The sequence below is a fragment of the Micromonospora sp. LOL_021 genome (assembly GCF_048060215.1).
GTDB lineage: Bacteria > Actinomycetota > Actinomycetes > Mycobacteriales > Micromonosporaceae > Micromonospora_E.
This window is the reverse complement of the sequence record NZ_JBHMIN010000046.1, coordinates 1-16,211: the sequence shown is the minus strand read 5'-3', so window position 1 is coordinate 16,211 and position 16,211 is coordinate 1. Positions and strand designations below refer to the sequence as shown.

18 protein-coding genes are annotated in these 16,211 nt (G+C 69.9%); 9 read left to right on the top strand and 9 right to left on the bottom strand.

Annotation, left to right across the window (positions count from 1 at the left end):
- Genes ACFHWT_RS24275 through ACFHWT_RS24260 form a run of 4 tightly spaced genes read right to left on the bottom strand, consistent with a single transcriptional unit; the run spans window position 1 to window position 4,224 of the window.
- On the bottom strand, window positions 1–948 hold the full coding sequence (locus ACFHWT_RS24275; protein WP_416597002.1) for a MerR family transcriptional regulator: 948 nt from the start codon (window positions 946–948) through the stop codon (window positions 1–3).
- Window positions 938–1,522: an isopentenyl-diphosphate Delta-isomerase gene (gene idi / locus ACFHWT_RS24270; RefSeq protein ID WP_416597001.1), complete on the bottom strand. Its 585-nt coding sequence runs from the start codon at window positions 1,520–1,522 to the stop codon at window positions 938–940. The genes ACFHWT_RS24275 and idi overlap by 11 nt, the downstream gene beginning before the upstream one ends.
- Window positions 1,519–3,006, bottom strand: coding sequence for a phytoene desaturase family protein (gene crtI, locus ACFHWT_RS24265; protein WP_416597000.1), 1,488 nt, complete (start codon window positions 3,004–3,006; stop codon window positions 1,519–1,521). Before crtI ends, idi begins: the two co-directional genes overlap by 4 nt.
- 33 nt (window positions 3,007–3,039) lie before the next feature.
- Entirely contained in the window at window positions 3,040–4,224 is a 1,185-nt protein-coding gene (locus ACFHWT_RS24260) for a polyprenyl synthetase family protein (RefSeq protein ID WP_416596999.1), read from the bottom strand.
- A 65-nt stretch (window positions 4,225–4,289) separates the two neighbouring features.
- On the opposite strand from ACFHWT_RS24260, the gene ACFHWT_RS24255 reads away from it, so the two are divergent.
- The 3 genes from ACFHWT_RS24255 (at window position 4,290) to ACFHWT_RS24245 (ending at window position 8,029) form a co-directional block, all read left to right on the top strand.
- A complete protein-coding gene (locus ACFHWT_RS24255) occupies window positions 4,290–5,282 on the top strand; it encodes a phytoene/squalene synthase family protein (RefSeq protein WP_416596998.1) in 993 nt (330 codons plus the stop codon).
- Window positions 5,283–5,286: 4 nt separating this feature from the next.
- On the top strand, window positions 5,287–6,579 hold the full coding sequence (locus tag ACFHWT_RS24250; RefSeq protein ID WP_416596997.1) for a cryptochrome/photolyase family protein: 1,293 nt from the start codon (window positions 5,287–5,289) through the stop codon (window positions 6,577–6,579).
- Between the two features lie 64 nt (window positions 6,580–6,643).
- Complete coding sequence (locus tag ACFHWT_RS24245) at window positions 6,644–8,029, top strand: dihydrolipoyl dehydrogenase family protein (protein ID WP_416596996.1); 1,386 nt, start codon at window positions 6,644–6,646, stop codon at window positions 8,027–8,029.
- A 335-nt stretch (window positions 8,030–8,364) separates the two neighbouring features.
- On the opposite strand, the gene ACFHWT_RS24240 is transcribed toward ACFHWT_RS24245, so the two are convergent.
- Together ACFHWT_RS24240 and ACFHWT_RS24235 are read right to left on the bottom strand one after the other, a co-directional pair.
- Window positions 8,365–8,655, bottom strand: a complete 291-nt coding sequence (locus ACFHWT_RS24240; RefSeq protein WP_416596995.1) for a hypothetical protein — start codon at window positions 8,653–8,655, stop codon at window positions 8,365–8,367.
- Window positions 8,633–8,968 (bottom strand): hypothetical protein, encoded by a 336-nt coding sequence (locus ACFHWT_RS24235; RefSeq protein WP_416596994.1) that lies wholly within the window; start codon window positions 8,966–8,968, stop codon window positions 8,633–8,635. The genes ACFHWT_RS24240 and ACFHWT_RS24235 overlap by 23 nt, the downstream gene beginning before the upstream one ends.
- A 255-nt stretch (window positions 8,969–9,223) precedes the next feature.
- On the opposite strand from ACFHWT_RS24235, the gene ACFHWT_RS24230 reads away from it, so the two are divergent.
- Together ACFHWT_RS24230 and ACFHWT_RS24225 are read left to right on the top strand one after the other, a co-directional pair.
- Window positions 9,224–9,988: a helix-turn-helix domain-containing protein gene (locus ACFHWT_RS24230; RefSeq protein ID WP_416596993.1), complete on the top strand. Its 765-nt coding sequence runs from the start codon at window positions 9,224–9,226 to the stop codon at window positions 9,986–9,988.
- Window positions 9,988–10,173 (top strand): DUF397 domain-containing protein, encoded by a 186-nt coding sequence (locus tag ACFHWT_RS24225; RefSeq protein WP_416597035.1) that lies wholly within the window; start codon window positions 9,988–9,990, stop codon window positions 10,171–10,173. Before ACFHWT_RS24230 ends, ACFHWT_RS24225 begins: the two co-directional genes overlap by 1 nt.
- A gap of 10 nt (window positions 10,174–10,183) precedes the next feature.
- Here ACFHWT_RS24225 and ACFHWT_RS24220 read toward each other — a convergent pair whose 3' ends face one another.
- From ACFHWT_RS24220 to ACFHWT_RS24210, 3 genes are all read right to left on the bottom strand, one after another.
- A complete protein-coding gene (locus ACFHWT_RS24220; RefSeq protein ID WP_416596992.1) occupies window positions 10,184–10,513 on the bottom strand; it encodes a hypothetical protein in 330 nt (109 codons plus the stop codon).
- A 146-nt stretch (window positions 10,514–10,659) separates the two neighbouring features.
- A complete protein-coding gene (locus ACFHWT_RS24215; RefSeq protein ID WP_416596991.1) occupies window positions 10,660–11,850 on the bottom strand; it encodes a hypothetical protein in 1,191 nt (396 codons plus the stop codon).
- Window positions 11,851–12,111: 261 nt separating this feature from the next.
- A complete protein-coding gene (locus ACFHWT_RS24210) occupies window positions 12,112–12,681 on the bottom strand; it encodes a DUF6985 domain-containing protein (protein WP_416596990.1) in 570 nt (189 codons plus the stop codon).
- A 436-nt stretch (window positions 12,682–13,117) separates the two neighbouring features.
- Here ACFHWT_RS24210 and ACFHWT_RS24205 point away from each other — a divergent pair, with 436 nt between their 5' ends.
- The 4 genes from ACFHWT_RS24205 to ACFHWT_RS24190 all read left to right on the top strand — a co-directional run bounded on the left by ACFHWT_RS24205 (window position 13,118) and on the right by ACFHWT_RS24190 (window position 16,123).
- The gene (locus ACFHWT_RS24205) at window positions 13,118–13,558 is read left to right on the top strand and encodes a DoxX family protein (RefSeq protein WP_416596988.1); all 441 of its coding nucleotides are present in this window, start codon (window positions 13,118–13,120) and stop codon (window positions 13,556–13,558) included.
- 82 nt (window positions 13,559–13,640) lie between these two features.
- A complete protein-coding gene (locus ACFHWT_RS24200) occupies window positions 13,641–14,021 on the top strand; it encodes a PPOX class F420-dependent oxidoreductase (protein WP_416596986.1) in 381 nt (126 codons plus the stop codon).
- A gap of 315 nt (window positions 14,022–14,336) precedes the next feature.
- Window positions 14,337–15,653 (top strand): hypothetical protein, encoded by a 1,317-nt coding sequence (locus ACFHWT_RS24195; RefSeq protein ID WP_416596985.1) that lies wholly within the window; start codon window positions 14,337–14,339, stop codon window positions 15,651–15,653.
- A gap of 152 nt (window positions 15,654–15,805) precedes the next feature.
- On the top strand, window positions 15,806–16,123 hold the full coding sequence (locus ACFHWT_RS24190; protein ID WP_416596984.1) for a hypothetical protein: 318 nt from the start codon (window positions 15,806–15,808) through the stop codon (window positions 16,121–16,123).
- Window positions 16,124–16,211: the final 88 nt, after the last annotated feature.

Genomic DNA, 16,211 nt, shown 5'->3' with positions numbered 1-16,211 from the left:
CTAGAGGGCGAGCCGCCGGGCGACGGCACGGTCGGCGGACCGGCAGAGCGTAACCGCAGCGGTCAGGTCGGCGCAGTGCCGTACCCCGTCAGGCAGCTCGGTGACCGGCCAGCCCGGTCCGACCGCCAGGACCAGCACCGGACGGTGCCGTCCGGATCGGGCCGCGCGCAACTGCCCGAGATCCGCGGTCGCCGGGGTGTGCGACCAGAGCACCACGGCGGCCGGCCCCGTCCGGTCGACGGCGGCGACCAGCGCGGTCGCCGGTACCCGGGCACCGAGCAACCGGGCGACCACGCCGACCTCGACGAGTGCGGCAGCCAGCGCCTCCAACGGCAGGGTGTGCTGCTCCTCGTCGGTGCAGGCCAGCAGCGCTCCGGGGCCACCGCCGTCATGCGGGCTGTCCGCAGAATCACCCGGCGGGGCCGGCCCGGTCACCGAGGCGAACGCGGCGGAGACGCACCGGGACAGCAGATGCTCCACCTCGATGAAGCCGGCGGTGGCCGCGTACCGGTCACCGACGCCGGCCAGCACCGGGCGGATCACCCGGTCCCAGGTGGCGATCACCCCGTCGGTACGCAGCCCACGCTCGATGATCTCCCGCATGGCCAGGTCGTCCAGGCGTACGGCGGCCCGGGCCAGGCCACGGGCGGCCGGGCCGGCGGTGCCGACCGCGATGGTGTGCCCGCCGCCGGCCCGACCCGGCCCAGCGGTGGGTGACGCCGCGTTGCCGCGTGCCCACCGCGCCGCCTCGGCCGGGGACACGCCTTCGGCGGTGAGCCGGCGCATCACCTCCAGCCGGGCCAGATCCTCCCGGCTGTACCGGCGATGGTGCCCCTTGACGTGCCGGGTCGGGCCGAGTCCGTACCGCTGATGCCAGGTGCGCAGCGTGGTCACCGCCACGCCGAGCCGGCGTGCCACGCTGCCCGCGCTCAGCGCGTCATCGCTCACCTGGCCGCTCCGCAGCCGCGCCGTGGTCCCGCCGGCCCGGCGCGAACAACTGGTCGACCACGCCGGCCAGCCACGGGGCGTAGCCGTGCGGGTCGTCGGTCAGGCCGGCCCGCAGCTCATCCGGCGGCATCCAGCGCAGCTGTGCGATCTCCGCCGGATCGGGGCGCAGTGCAGTGGCCGGGTCGAGCTCCCCCAGCAGTACGTGGTCGTACTCGTACTCGGTCCGGCCGGTGACCGGGTCGGTGGCCTGGTAGGTGTGCACACCGAGCTCGGTCAACGGCACCGGCGCGACGCCCACCTCCTCGCCGAGCCTGCGGTTGGCCGCCTCGGTCACCGATTCGCCGGGCAGCGGATGGCCGCAGCAGGTGTTGGCCCAGCGCAGCGGGAACCGGGTCTTCACCGCGGCCCGCTGTTGCAGCAGCAGCCGGCCGGCCGGGTCGACCAGGATCACCGAGAAGGCCCGGTGCAGCTGGCCCGGCGGCTGGTGGGCGGCGGCGACGGTGGCCGATCCGACCGGTCGCCCGGCCGGGTCGACCAACTCGACCAGATGGCTTTCCCGAGACGTCCCGGTCATCGGGCACCCCCCGCACCGGTGATCCGACCGGCGGCCAACTTGCCGGAGATCAGCACCATCGGCACGCCGACCCCCGGCTGGGTGCCGGAGCCGACGAAGACCACGTTCTCCAGGGTGGGGTGCAGGTTGCCGGGCCGGAACGGGCCGGTCTGGAACAGGGTGTGCGCAGCGGCGAACGGCGTGCCGGCGGCCATTCCGGCGTCGGCCCAGTCGGCCGGGGTGATCATTTCGCGGACCTCGATTCCGTCGGCCAGGCCCCGGTAGCCGCGCTCGGCCAGGGTGGCGATCAGCTCGTCGGCGTACCGCTGCGGCAGGTCGCCGCGCCAGTCCAGCCGGCCGCTGTCCAGGTTGGGTACCGGAGCGAGGACGTAGTAGGTATGCCCGCCGGGCGGGGCCACCGACGGGTCGGTCCGGCTGGGGTTGGTGACCAGCAGCGACGGGTCGCTCATCAGCTCGCCCCGGCGGATGACCTCGTCGAAGGTGCCCTTCCACAGCCGGCCGAAGTGGATGTTGTGGTGGGCAATCTGCTGGTAGCCCTGCCGGGCGCCGAGGTGCAGCACCACGCAGGACGGCGAGTAGCGCAGCCGGCGGCGACGGGCCGGCGGCAGCAGCTCGGCGTAGGCGACGGGCAGATCGGGGTTGAGCACCACGACGTCGGCGGGGATCCGGTCACCGTCCGCGGTGAGCACCGCGCGGGCCCGACCAGCGGCGGTTTCCACCCGGGTCACCGTGGTGTCGTAGCGGATCTGTACGCCGTGCTTCTCGGCGGCGCCGGCCAGCGCCCGGGGCACCGCGTGCATCCCGCCCCGGGGGAACGACACCCCGGCCACCGAGTCCAGGTAGGCGATGACGGTGTAGATGGCCAGCGCGTCGTGGGGCGCCAGCCCGGCGTACATCGCCTGGAACGAGAAGATCCGCTGGGTACGGGGGTCGGTGAAGAACTGCTCGATCTTGGTCTGCATGCGCCGGAACGCCCCGGCGGCCAGCAGCCGCAGCAGGTTGCCGGTGAGCAGGTCCGGCGGGCTGTCCAGGTTGCGGTCGATGAAGTCGGCCCGTTCCAGCTGCCACAGCCGCCGCGCGTAGTCGACGAAGCGCAGGTAGCCGTCGGCTTCCCGGGGGCCGCAGACCCGGGCCACCTCGGCCGCCATCCGGGCGGTGTCGGTGACGACATCCAGAGTGGATCCATCCGGATAGTACGCCCGGTAGGCCGGTTCGAGCGGGATCAGCTCCAACCAGTCGGAGAGCTCCTCGCCGACCGCGCCGAGCGCCTTGGCGATCAGTTCGGGCATGGTCAGCACGGTCGGCCCGGTGTCGAACTCGTAGCCGTCGAGCGCCAGCCGCCCGGCCCGTCCACCCGGCACCGACTCGCGTTCCAGCAGGGTGACCTGCCGGCCGGCACCGGCCAGGTGCAGGGCACAGGCCAGCCCGCCGAGCCCGGCACCGACCACGACGACGCGTTCGGTCGCCCCGGTCACGGTACGCATGCCGCCACCACCTCCTCCTGAGCAATGCTCACATCATGCCTGCCGAGTGGTGGCGGTCACCGCCAGGCCGGTGAGCACGCGACGGGCGGCCGGGTCGATCGGGGCGTCGGCCAGTGCGTCGACCGCGTCCCGTACCCGTTGCTCGATCAGCTGTTCCACCTGGTCGGCGGCACCGGTCTCGACGACGATCTCGACCAACCGGTCCACCCGCCGGTCGGACTCCCGGTCGGACTCCTGGTCGGACTGCCAACCAGCGCCGGACGGCGGCCGGGTGAGTTCGGCGCGTTGCGCCTCGGTGGCCAACTCGCGGGCGATCAGCAGCAGCACGGTGGGCTTGCCGGTCCGCAGGTCGTCGCCGGCAGGTTTGCCGGTGGTGGCCGGGTCACCGAAGACGCCGAGCAGGTCGTCGCGCAGCTGGAACGCCTCGCCGACGTTGGTGCCGTAACGCCGGTAGGCCTCGTGGATCACCGGATCGGTACCGGGTCCGGCGAGGGCCGCACCGAGGTGCAGCGGCCGCAGCACGGTGTAGCTGGCGGTCTTGTGCCGGGCCACCCGCAGCGCCCGGTCGACCGACCAGGTGTCGGCCTCGGTCTCGCCGAGGACGTCCAGGTACTGCCCGGCGATCGTCTCGACCCGCATCTGGTCGTAGCAGCGCCGCACGTCCAGCAGAGCGCGAGGTGGCACGCCGGCCTGGCCGAGCAGCCGGTCGGCCCAGACCAGGCAGAGGTCGCCGACCAGCACAGCGGCACCGTCGCCGAACCGGTCGGGGTCGCCGTCGCGGCCGGCCGCCCGGTGCTGCCCGGCCAGCCGGCGATGGGCGGTGGGGCGGCCGCGACGGGTCGCGGAACCGTCCATCACGTCGTCGTGCACCAGCGCGAACGCATGCAGCAGCTCCAGCGCTGCCAGCGCCGGCAACACCGGGGCCAGCGGCGCGTCCGGGCCGGCCACCCCGCGCCAGCCCCAGTGGGCGAAGACCGGCCGCAGCCGTTTGCCGCCAGCGAGCACGGTGTCCCGGGCGATCTGGACGAACGGGCGTAGCGCCGGATCGATCCGGTCGAGCGCGTCGATCTCGGCGGAGAGGAAATCGATCAACGTGTCGTCGACGGCTGCGGTCAGCAGGTCACGGCGGCGAGCCGGCGGCGAGCCGGGGGTGGCCGACCCGGCCGGCTCGTCGACCGACGCGCTGCGGTCGGTGCCGGCAACTGTGTGATTGGCCACGCGATCGAGCGTACCCTAGGGTCAGAAGTTGCGTCGATTCTTGCGTCGATAATCGAGGAGGCCCGGTGAACGTCGATCTGCCCGCTGCCTACGCGAACTGCCGTGACCTGCACCGACGACACGGGCGCACCTACTATCTCGCGACCCGGCTACTGCCGCAGTGGAAACGCCGGCATGTTCACGCTTTATACGGATTTACCCGGTACGCCGATGAGATCGTCGACCGCACCGACCAGTTGCCGCCCGCCGACCGGGCCGCCGCCCTCGACCAGTGGGGGCAGCGGTTCCTCGCCGGGCTGCACGGTGCCCCGGTCGACGACCCGCTGCTGCCCGCCGTACTGCACACCATCGCGGTGTTCGACCTGGACAAGGCGGACTTCACCGCGTTCCTGCGCAGCATGGCGATGGACCTGACCCTCACCTCGTACCCGCGCTACACCGACCTGCTCGACTACATGGAGGGCTCGGCGGCGGTGATCGGCACCATGATGCTGCCGATCCTGGGCAGCACCGACCGGGCCGCCGCCCGCGAACCGGCCCGACAGCTCGGCTTCGCCTTCCAGCTCACCAACTTCATCCGGGACGTCGCCGAGGACCTGGACCGTGGCCGCACCTACCTGCCGGACGAGGACCTGGCGCGGTTCGGGGTGACCCGGGACGACCTGGTCGACGCCGCCCGACGCCGCCGGGCGACCCCGCCGATCATCGAGCTGATCCGGTACGAGGTCGGCCGCGCCCGGGGCCACTACGCGGCGGCCGCCCCCGGCGTCACCCTGCTCGAACCCGCCTCGCAGGCCTGCATCCGCACCGCGTACGCGCTGTACGGCGGCATCCTCGACGAGATCGCCGCGCAGGGCTACGACGTGTTCCGACGCCGGGCCACCGTCGGAAACCGCCGCCGGGCCACCGTGGCGCTGCGGTCCCTGCTCACCCCGGCCGGCACCCCGGTCACCCTGCCCGGCCCGGTCGACGTCACCGCCCCGCCGACACCGACACCGACACCGCCGCCGACCTCGCCAGCGCCTGAGCCGACCGTTCCCTCACCGACCGCACCGTAGCGCCGTGCGTACCGCTGTCGTGCTGTTCACCCGCGACCTGCGGGTGAACGACCAGCCGGCGCTGGCCACCGCCTGCGCCACCGCCGAACAGGTGGTGCCGCTGTTCGTCCTCGACCCACAGTTGGCCGGCCGGTCGGCCAACCGCGACCGGTTCCTGCGCCAGAGCCTCGCCGACCTGCGGGCGACCCTGCGCGGGCTCGGCGGCGACCTGCTGATCCGCCGCGGCGACCCGGTGGCCGAGACAGTTCGGCTGGCCCGTGAGGTCGACGCCGACGGCGTCGCCGTCTCCGCCGACGTCAGCCACTACGCCCGGGACCGGCAGCGGCGGCTGTCCGACGAATGCGAGCGGCACCGGATCGCGTTCCGCGCGTTTCCCGGGCTGACCGTCGTCGACCCGGGCGCGCTGACCCCGACCAACGGCGACCACTACAAGGTCTTCACGCCGTACTTCCGGGCCTGGGCCGGCGCCGACTGGCGCACCGCGTACGCCGCTCCGGAGCGGATCCGGCTACCCGGCGGTCCCGGCGTCGGACGGCTGCCGGCTGTGCCGGACGGAGAGTCGCCGCAGGCTGCAGCCGGGGGCGAGACCGTCGGGCGGCGCCGGCTGCGCGACTGGCTGGGCGACCTCGACCGGTACGGCGACAGCCACGATGACCTGGCTGGCGACGCCACCTCGCGGCTCAGCCCCTACCTGCGGTTCGGCTGTCTGTCGCCGCTGGAGGTCGCCACCGCCGCCGGGGACCGCGCCGGTCCGTTCGTCCGGCAACTGTGCTGGCGGGACTTCCACTACCAGGTCGCGAACGCCTTCCCCGACCTGGCGACCACCGCGTACCGGCGCGGGGCCGCCGAGCAGTGGCGCTACGACGCCGACGCCCTCGACGCCTGGCAGACCGGGCACACCGGGGTGCCGATCGTCGACGCCGGCATGCGGCAACTGCGGGCGCAAGGCTGGATGCACAACCGCGCCCGGCTGATCACCGCCGGGTACCTCACCAAGGAGCTCGGCCTGGACTGGCGGGACGGCCTCAGCTGGTTCGGCCGCTGGCTGCTCGACGGCGACCTGCCGAACAACTCAGGCAACTGGCAGTGGGTCGCCGGTACCGGCAACGACACCCGTCCGTACCGGGGTTTCAACCCGCTGCGCCAGGCGCACCGCTTCGACCCGGCCGGCGAGTACGTTCGGCGCTGGGTGCCGGAGCTGGCCAGCGTTGCCGGGGCGGCGGTGCACGAGCCGTGGCGGTTGCCGCTCGCCGTCCGCGCCGGCCTGGACTACCCGCCGCCACTGTCGGACCGCTGAGTCGGCGTCCGATCAGCGGGCCGCCCGGTCGGCGGGCCGCCGACGGTGGTGACATGCTGGCCGGATGAGTGAGCCGCAACAGGTGGACGTCGTCGTCGTCGGGTTGGGCGTGGCCGGTGAGGAGGTCGCCGGCCGGCTCAGCCAGGCCGGGCTGGACGTGGTCGGTGTGGAGCGCCGGTTGGTCGGCGGCGAGTGCCCGTACTGGGGGTGCGTACCGAGCAAGATGATGATCCGGGCGGCGAACGCGCTCGCTGAGGGCCGCCGGATCGACGGCCTGGCCGGCACCGCCGACATCCGTCCGAGTTGGACGCCGGTGGCCCGACGGATCCGCGACGAGGCCACCGCCGGCTGGTCGGACACGGCCGCCGTCGACCGGCTCACCGGCAAAGGGGTACGGGTGCTGCACGGCACCGCCCGGCTCGCCGGACCCGGGCGGGTCGACGTCGACGGGCAGGAGTTCAGCGCCCGCCGGGGCGTGGTGCTCGCCACCGGCACCGTGCCGGTGGTGCCGCCGATCGACGGACTGTCCGGCACGCCGTACTGGACCAACAAGGAGGCGATCGAGGTCACCGACCTGCCCGAGTCGCTGGTCGTGCTCGGCGGCGGCGCGATCGGGCTGGAGCTGGCCCAGGTGTTCGCCCGGTTCGGCGTACGGGTGACCATCGTCGAGCCCAGTGAGCGGCTGCTGTCCCGGGAGGAGCCGGAGTCGTCGGCGCTGGCCGCCCGCGCCCTCGGCGACGACGGGATCCGGCTGCGGCTCGGTAGCCGCGCCGAGTGGGTCGAGCACCGCGACGACACGTTCGCCGTGCACCTGTCGCAGGGCGGCCCGGAGAGCGGGCAGCGGCTGCTGGTCGCCACCGGTCGGCGCAGCGACCTCGGTGGACTCGGCATCGACACCGTCGGGCTGGATCCGGCGGCCCGGCACCTGCCGGTCGACGAGCGGATGCGGGTCACCGACGAGCGGATGCCGGTCGCCGACGGGCTGTGGGCGGTCGGTGACGTGGCCGGTCACGGTGCCTTCACCCACCTGGCCATGTACCAGGCGGACGTGGCGGTGCGCGACATTCTCGACCAGGGCGGCCCGGCGGCCGAGTACCGGGCGGTCCCCCGGGTCACCTTCACCGACCCGGAGATCGGCGCGGTCGGCCTGACCGAACGCCAGGCCCGCGAGCAGGGCGTGAACGTCGCGGTGGCGGTGACCGACGTCGCGCAGTCGTCGCGTGGCTGGATCCATGGGCCGGGTAACGACGGTTTCATCAAGCTGGTCGCCGACGCCGACCGGGGCGTGCTGGTCGGGGCGACCTCGGCGGGACCGACCGGCGGCGAGGTGCTCGGCGCGCTCGCCGTCGCGGTGCACGGTGAGGTGCCGTTGACCAGCCTGCGGCACATGATCTACGCGTACCCGACGGTGCACCGCGCCATCCAGTCCGCCGTACAGCAGCTCACCTGACTCCATGATCACTTGACGACTCCATGATCACTTGACGGAAATTCGGGCGACACGCCGGCGGCGTCCCAGTTTTTCGTCATGTGATCTTGAGCCAGCGTCCGTGCCGACGGTCTTCGCCGAGCGGTCCGGCCGGGCCTGCAACAGCTGGGACCTGTGGCGCGACGACCTCGACCTGGTGCAGGCGATGGGGCTGGGCGCCTTCCGGTTCTCCGGGGAGTCGTCCAGCGGTCCCGGGTCGAGCCTGAGCGGAGAGCCATCCTCGGTTGAGGATCGGATGCGCTCCATCTGCACGACACGCCGAGCGTGGTTCAGATGGAGCGCATTCAATCATGGAGTCATCGGGAGCAGGCGGTCGGTCGGGTCATGCCGTGCGGCGGTAGCCGGTAGCCGAGCTGCTGGCCGTAGGTCATCAGCGGACGCAGCGTGGGGATCAGGACGGTGGCCTCCGCCGACCAGTGGCGTCCCCGGTTGCCGTCGAGTCGACGGTGCCGGGCCGTCGTACGGCTGCGTTGGTGTTGTCCGTGGCGTTCGCGGCGCAGGTATTCGAGACGCCTGGACGCCGTCGACCGGCCGGAACGCCAGTCGAGCCAGCGCAGCCACCAGTCACGCACCATCTCGGTGATCATCTTTTCTCTCCTTGATCAATTGTCCCGTCGACTGCCGTTTCGCCAGTCGGTAGAGTCCGTCGCGTTGCACGAATATCTCCCGCCGATCGGCGGCGTATCCGCGTTCGTCTATGACGTAGCCGGTGAGCCAGACCCAGCCGTCGTAGGTCGGTTTCCGGTCCACCGAGATGACACGAAATCGAATTCTCCGGTCGCCGGCGAACTGCATGCTCGCTTCCCGGCCGATCAACAGCACGTCCCCTGGTTTCGGCTCCGGCGTCCGCAGCAGCCGGCTACCCACCGGGCCTTCCATCGCCGCGTGGCCGTTGGACACCGTCGGCGCCCCGCTCCATCGGCCAGGTCGCACGCCCGCAGCTGGGGCACCATCTGGACTTCACTTTGAACGACCACAGCCCGGCGCAGAAGCCGAGCAGCGCCGCCCCGACGAGCGCGCCCACCTCCACCGTCGACCCCCCTCACTCGTCGAGTCGATTTCCCGTCGTGATCCACCCTGGACCTCTACTCGGACATAGGGCAATATGAAAGTCACAGAGGTAAAGATGAGCCCGAGTTATTGGAGGTTATAAACATGACTGAACTGCCTGCCGAGCTTCGACGGCTCCGGCTGTCTCAGCGCATGAACCAGACCCAGTTGGCCAAAGCGGTAGGCGTGTCGAAGTCGCTCATCGCCAGCTTCGAGACCGGCCGGCTGGTGCCGAAGGAGGACACCGCGAAGGATCTCGACAAGTTACTGAACTCCGGTGACCAGCTTCAGCAGCTGTCGAGGGAGGGCAGAGAGGACCGCCAGCCGTGGCTGCGCTCCTGGGTCGATCACGAGCGACGCGCGGTGTTGCTGCGGGCCTGGGAGCCGACCCTGGTCCCTGGGCTGCTGCAGACCGAGGCGTACATGCGGCAGGTCTTCGCTGCCGTGCCGTCCAACCGGGGGCGGCTCGAGGAGGTGATCGCGACCCGTCAGACGCGGCAGCGCGCGGTGCTGGACCGCGATCCTCCGGCGGATCTGGTGGTCCTGGTCGAGGAGACGGCGTTGCGTCGTGGTCCGCGCGAGGTGATGAAGGACCAGCTTGCCCACCTGGTCGACCTCGGGCACCGGCCGAACATCCGGATCCGGGCGGTTCCCGAGTCGGCCGGGCTCCACGCTGGCCTCGGTGGCCCGCTGGCGCTGGCCACCATGAGCGACGGGAGGCGGGTTGGCTATCTGGACGATCTGCTGCGTGGTCGCGTCGCCACCACCGCTGGTGACGTACTCGAACTGGAACTAGTCTGGGAGGCAGTCAACGAGTTGGCGCTGTCCGCCGACCAGACCCGAGACCTGATGTTAAGGATGATTCAGTGATCAATGAACCAGCGTGGCGGAAGTCGTCTCGGTCGAACGGTTCATCCGGCAACTGCGTCGAGGTGGCCGACAACCTGCCCGGCCGGGTGCTGGTCCGGGACACCAAGGACCGCGACGGCGGCACCCTGACCTTCGGCCCGTCCGCCTGGCGCTCCTTCGTCGAGCTGGCCAAGCACCACCACTGACCAGCCGCGCCTACCCCTGCGCCCAGACACCGTCGAAGCGCCGGCCCTGCCGCGAGCGGGCCGGCGCTTCTTCACGCTCACGCTGCGGCAGCTCGCCACCAATCCACCGACAGGTGTACGGCAGATCAGGCACGTTGTTCGCGCGAATAACGTGCCTGAGCCCTTCACTCGAAGCAGCGTCGCCGATCGCGGGCGTCCGAATCTGAACCTGCCGCCACGCGCTGCTTCGGCGGTTGACGGTGTCGGGGCGGTACAGCGAGATCCGCTCACGCCGCGAACCGATCGTCCAATGGCTGATGGCGGTGCCAGCTGCCGGCTCCGGACGCGCCGAGATCAGCACAGCCAATCATCCGAATGTTCGTACAGGTGCCCCGCTGGCAGTCGTGTGCGCGGCCCGACCACAGCCCACGCCGAGGGTGATTTCGTATCTCGTTGCCGACCACCGAACCGCGATGCGCAACTCGGCGCGACGCCCTCGCGTTGAGGTTAGGTGAGCCGGTTCATGGCAGCCCGGATCTTCAGCCATGACGGGTCGCTGTCTGATGCGTCGGTGACCGTTTGCAGATCGCTGGGCTGCCAGATCCGGTTTCCATCGGTGAGGTCAAGTTGGTTCATGTCGATGACTGAAGCCTCAGAGGTGCCGGCAAGGAACTCGGTTACTGCGGCGGTTGATGCCTCGGCTGGGCCGGCCCGTCCCCCCGACAGCACCAGAAGCCTGCCGTCGCGGCCGGCAACGATCAACTCGCCGGTAGCGGCGGCCGCCAGGGCCGTCACCATCGACCCGGGCAGCGCCTCATACTCGGCCGCCCGTTTCCCGTCGATCTCGAACTCGATGACGGCACCCTCCGGCGTACCGATCCAGAGAACACCCGGAGCTGGCCCGAACGCGACATTGTGGCGCGACCAGGCGCGCATATTGTCCACCCGCTCCTGCGGGCACGGGTACCCCGGACTTGGGTCCCCGAGTGTCAGGCCGAGAACGCGACGCAGCGAAGGAAACTCGAACACCTCCAGCGATTCTTCGTAGGCGTTGCCCCGCACTACGAAATGCCGCCCATCCGGGCTGAAGATAGGTGTCTCGTAGCCGTCGCAGTCGAGGACCAACACCCGCCGCAATGGCCGCAGCACCGGCTCATCCCGGGAGAAGAGCACCAGCGTGGCACCCTGCTCGCTTTGTAGAGTGGCTAAGAGGCCACCGCCCGGATACGCCGCGACTCCGGTGTCCCAGCGCGGGCCGACTGCGGTTGCGCCGGAGGCGAGGTCGAGCGCGATGGAGGACTCCCAGCCGTTCTCTCCGCCGCTGGGCGACAACCAGAGCGTCTGACCGTCCGGACCGAATGCCACTTCCCGTTGGTACTCAGTCGGCGGAACGCCATCGATTGTGGTGATGCCCAAAGGAGTCCAGCAGGCTGTGCTGTTACCGTCCGCTACGATCAGCTGCGGCTCGTCCGGATGCCAGGCGGCGGAGGGTGTCCGCTTGCGCCGGGCATAGCCGGGGGCGTCGTAGACGACCGAATCTGCACCGACACCGCCAACCTCACGCAGCTGCCCGACCGTGTACTCCCAGATCCGGATCGCCGGGCGTTCGGTCTCCCAACCGGCTATCAACGGCAGCCTGGGATGGCAGAGCAACCGTTCGAGCGTGGATACGGACCGCATCTGCGCCAAGATTTCCACCGGCGCATCGTACCGGTGAGAATCGCTCATGGACGGGCTACCGGGCCGGCGGATATGACCTTGACCTCGCCGACCTGCCGCTGCTGTCTGGATCTGCTGCGGATCGGGCGTTCAGGGGATCCGAGGGGGTAGATGGCGTCCGTGCTGCTGATCAGTTCGTCCAGCGTCCACCAGCGATGTCCGACTGGTGTCGGCCCAGCCGAGATCGGCGTACCCGGAGCGCTTCGGGTGCGTCGAGCGCAGGCGGGTCCAGCTACACCGTTACCGGAAACTGTGGTAGACGACGCCATCGAGTTCGTCGTCGGCGTAGGCGGCCGAGTTGGTGAGGTGTCCGTCGTACGGTCCCACCTTGGTCACCCTGGCACCGTCGCGGAACACGATCTGCAAGCCGTGCTCAGGTTCCCATGCGCACTCGCCCCCGATCGAGACATAGACGCGGCGATCGTCGTAGGGGTCGCGCACGACGATCGGCTCGTTGCCAAGCTGGACATGGGCCAGGACCTCGTCGGGGCCGCTGATCTCAACGTGCCACTCGTCGTCGCCGGCGGCCAGGAGGTCATCCGCAACATCGCGGTAGTAGGCGTAGATCGATGGCGCAGCCACCGCAAACGCCGATCGGTCGAGCGCGAGGAAATTGCGAATCGCGGCGTGGAAGTCCTCCTGCGCCGGGTCGTCGTCGTAGCCGTCGACCCGGATGCGGCAAGGCCCACCGCCCAACACCGGCACCGGTATCGGCGCACTGCGATACCAGCCCGGCTCGGCGGTCTTCGTCACCGTACCGAGATGGGGAATCTGCACACCACCACCGTAGTCCTCGCGGTGAGTCAGCATCTGATGAAGCATCCGCATCTGCCGCCGTCGGGCGTCACACCGAGTTGCAGGCGGCAATCGAGGCGCGACCTTGCCGATGTAGTGCGCGGGGTGTCGAGTCGTCGCAGGACAACGACGGCCAGCTCCGCGAACGGTTTGCGGGCGTGCCCCTTCCCGCGGCCCCCCTCCGCGGCCGGCAAGGCGGCCCTGGTCGATGAACTGGCCACCACCTTGCGAGGAAAGACGGCACGACCCGTGCTCCGGGTCAAGCTCGGGCGGCGGCCGATAGGTCCAGGCCGAGCTCAGGCGGGAGATTGTCGGTACGCGATGCTCTGGTCGAGCAGGCTCTTCTCGACCTCCCGTGAGGGTACGGACTCATGTGGCAAGACCAACTTGTCATTGACAAGATACGCGCGCTGGACGCTATCTTGTCGATGGAAAGATATGGAGGTACGCGATGGCTCCCCTGATCGCCCTCATCGGCGGCTGGCTGGTCCTGCGCATGGCTGGACTGCTCGGCATCGACGCGCTCGACGGCTGGCAGCCGGCGCTGCGTGGCGGACTGGCCCTCATGTTTGTGCTGACCGGTGTGGCCCACTTCAGTGCGAAGCGGCGCGACTCGCTCATCGCGATGGTGCCGCCTCGGCTGCCCCGGGCACCGCTGCTGGTCACCATCACCGGGGTTCTGGAGTTGGCCGGAGCCGTCGGCCTAGCGTTCCCGTCGACCACACCGGTCGCGGCGATCTGTCTCGCGCTCCTCCTCCTGGCGATGTTCCCAGCCAACGTGTCGGCGGCGCGGCGTCAGCGCAAGATTGCCGATCGGCCGGTCACGCCCCTGGTTCCGCGCACGCTGCTGCAGGTGCTCTTCGTCGCCTCCTGCGTCGCCGCCGCACTCTGACCAGAGGATGGCCACTTTCGACGGGCTGCATGTCTGCTTGATCAGCGGGCGCGGCCCGGACACGACTCGCTACGCTGGCCTGGTGACCGCGGCCGATGAGATCGCCAGTAGCCGGTACGTCAGCCTGACCACCTACCGCAAGGACGGCACCCCGGTGGCCACACCGGTCTGGCACGTACCGCACGGCACCGAACTCTGGATCGTGACCGAAGCGGGCTCGGGCAAGGTCAAGCGGATCCGGAACAACCCGCGCATTCGGGTACAGCCGTGTTCCTTCCGCGGGGCGGTGGCACCGGACGCGCCGAGCATGACGGGAACGGCCCGGGTGCTGGACGACGACGGGACGGCGCTGGCCCGCAAGCTGCTGGCCCGCCGGTACGTCATGGCACGGGCAGGGAACTGGCTCGCTCGCCTGCTCCGACTACGCCGCCCCCCGATCGTCGGCATCATCGCGTCGTTCTGATCGACCCGACTTTCCGACCCGTGACGGAGCCTAGTCAGCTGCGAAACTGTCGCCGCCCGTGCAGGCCAGCCAACCGGGGACCGTCATTCTCCATGGTTGGACCTCCCATGCCGGCCGACGCCACACATGCCCAGATCAGCGCGTCGTCGCTGTCAGAAAGTCACCGTGAGTAGTACGAGCGCCGTAGCTCAAAGGCAGGCGTGCCTGCACGACATCGTCCACTTCCGAGGAAGTCGAGACGAGCGGACCATGGTGAGGCCGGTGAAGCCGACATAGCGTGAGGCCGATCCCTGCCCCACTTCAAGGAGCAAGACGTTGGAGAACGAGATCCAGCTGATCAGTGACGGCGATGGCCTGGCGGTCATCGGGCATCCGGCGGCTGTCGATCGTTTCCTCACCGCGGAACGGCTGCCGTCGAAAGACCTTGGGCTGAAACGGCTCAGCAGCGCCCTCGGTACCGGATCCAAGATCGCCGAAGCCGGGGCCGAGATCTCCGAGCATTCCGGTCGATGGGTCCAACTGTCTGCGGAGTCCGCCCAGGCGATGAAGAAGTACAACCTGATGAGCGGCTCGGAGAACGGTCTCGGCCGTGCCGTGCTGACCGACCACGGCAGGATCACCGGCCTGCTCGAGATCGTGCAGACCCCGAGCGCGATGCTGACAAACCCGGCGATCCTGACCGGTGCCGCTGGCCTCATGGCGCAACTCGCGATGAAACAGAGCATGGACGAGATCACCGACTATCTCGCCGTAATCGACGCAAAGGTCGACGCCGTGCTCCGCGCTCAGACCGACGCGGTGGTGGCTGACATGATCGGGGTAGAGCTCGTCATCGACGAGGCGCTGACCATCCGAGAGCAGGTGGGCAGGGTTTCCGAGGTCACCTGGTCGAAGGTGCAGGCAACGCCGGTGCCGCTGGCTCGGACCCAGGCGTACGCGTTGCGGCAGCTCGACGCCATCGCAGAAAAACTCGAGACCGCCAACGTTGGTGACCTTGCCGCGACGTCGAAGGAAGCCGAGATCAAGGTCCAGGAGTGGCTCGCTGTCCTGGCCCGCTGCTTCCAGCTCCAGGACGCGGTCGCCGTACTCGAACTCGATCGCGTGCTGGACGCGTCCGCGCATGAGTTGGAAGAGCATCGCGTCGCTATCCGGATCGCCCGACAGAAGCGCCTCGAGCTCATTTTCCGCACCACGGAGCGCCTGATGGCCCGGATCGACGCGGCCGCCGGCACTGCCAACGCGAAGGTGCTGCTCAACCCGACCTCATCGCGCGCCGTGGTGCGGTCGACCAATCACGTCGCGACGATCGTCGTCGATTTCAACGGCCGGCTCGGCGTTGAACGCGACCGCCGGTCATGGGATCACCGACGCTGGCTCGACGCGGCCATGGAAGCCCGCGACAAGGTCCTCGAGACCGGGTCCGAGGTGGGCGCCAAGGTTCTCGACACCGGAGTCGAGGTGAAGGGCAAGGTTTTTGAGACTGGGGCGGAGGGTGTTGGTGCCGCTAGTCGTTTCGGTATGCAGGCTCTCGGCCGGGCGAGATCGATGATGGGTAGGGTCTCCGAGGAGGTCGCCGAGCGGTCCCAGCGGCAACTTGGAAGTAAAGAGAAACTTGATCGAGAACACCCGTAGTAGGTGCATCCGGGTCTGTCGCCCGACCGCGCGGCTGCGGAGGCGGGAGCGGTCAGCACAGGGGTGATCGGTACATCCCTACGGTTGCTGGTTGACGATTCGGCGCGCCGCAGCTGCGGCGCTACCACTGTCAGGTGGTAGCTTCCGGCGGTATGACGCGGGCGATCGAACGCACTTTATCCATATGCCCCGAGGTCGACCGGATGCTCACTGCTCATGTCCAGCGCACGTCCGGGGCCACGATGTCCGCGACCGTCAACGCCGCACTGGCCGAGTACCTGGAGGCTTCGGCGCTGGAGGCGTACCGGCGATGGGACGCCGAAGCCGACGAGGATGAGCGGGCAGCCCTGGATGAGATTGCCGCCACCATGACGAGTCCTGGTCCGCCGGATGAGGCGGGAAAACACAACTCTCACCGCTTGACGAGCGCCGTCCGCAGCTACTTCGACGCGACGGACCGCGTTCCGTAGAGCTCCAACTTGCCCCGGAGTATGCAAGGAGGCTTATTCAGCAGGGCCCCGATAACCCACAGTGGACCCCCCGATAAATGAGACGGCC